General features: G+C 76.4%; 2 protein-coding genes. Both read right to left on the bottom strand.

The window, feature by feature from the left end; translation table 11 throughout:
- On the bottom strand, positions 1–231 hold a 231-nt coding region (locus ESO86_RS18295; RefSeq protein WP_242492455.1), incomplete at its 3' end, for a PfkB family carbohydrate kinase.
- The coding region (locus ESO86_RS18290) for a beta/alpha barrel domain-containing protein (protein WP_479722798.1) at positions 228–610 on the bottom strand (383 nt) is incomplete at its 5' end. The genes ESO86_RS18290 and ESO86_RS18295, both read right to left, overlap by 4 nt.

Below are 610 nucleotides of genomic sequence, written 5' to 3'. Positions count from 1 at the left end.
GCGCAGCTCGCGCGCGACCCGCGTGCCGAGTCCGTCGTCGCCGACCCGGCCGAGCCAGGTGACCGCGATGCCGAGTCGGGCGAGGCCGATAGCGACGTTGCCCTCGGCGCCACCCGTGCCGACGACGAGGTCGGTCTCGTGGGCGAGCGAGCCGATCCCGCGCGTGCGGAGGACGCCGAGGCCTTCGCCGAGGGTCAGCACGCTGCGCGTGCCGCGGTCGCCGGTGCTCATCGCGCCACCGCCGCGACGGCCTCGCGGCTCAGCCGCTCGATGGCCGCGACGTCGCCCGCCGCGATCAGGTCGCGGGTCGCCATCCAACTGCCGCTCACGGCGAACACGTTCGGGTCGGCGAGGTAGTCCGCGGCGTTCGCAGAGTTCACTCCGCCGCTCGGCAGGAACCGCACGTCGGGGAACGGCCCGGCCAGCGCGCGTATCAGCCCGAGCCCGCCGAGCTGGCCCGCGGGGAAGAGCTTCAGGCGGCTCAGGCCGAGGCGGACGGCGCGCTGGACCTCCGTCGCGGTCGCGACGCCCGGAACGACGTCGACGCCGCGGGCGAGCGCGCGCTCGACGACGTCGTCCGCGAGCCCGGGGCTCACCACGAACCGGGCGC

Source organism: Agromyces binzhouensis, assembly GCF_004135055.1.
Taxonomy (GTDB): domain Bacteria; phylum Actinomycetota; class Actinomycetes; order Actinomycetales; family Microbacteriaceae; genus Agromyces; species Agromyces binzhouensis.
The sequence above is the reverse complement of the archived record's forward strand: the minus strand, read 5'-3'. Positions and strand labels throughout refer to the sequence as shown.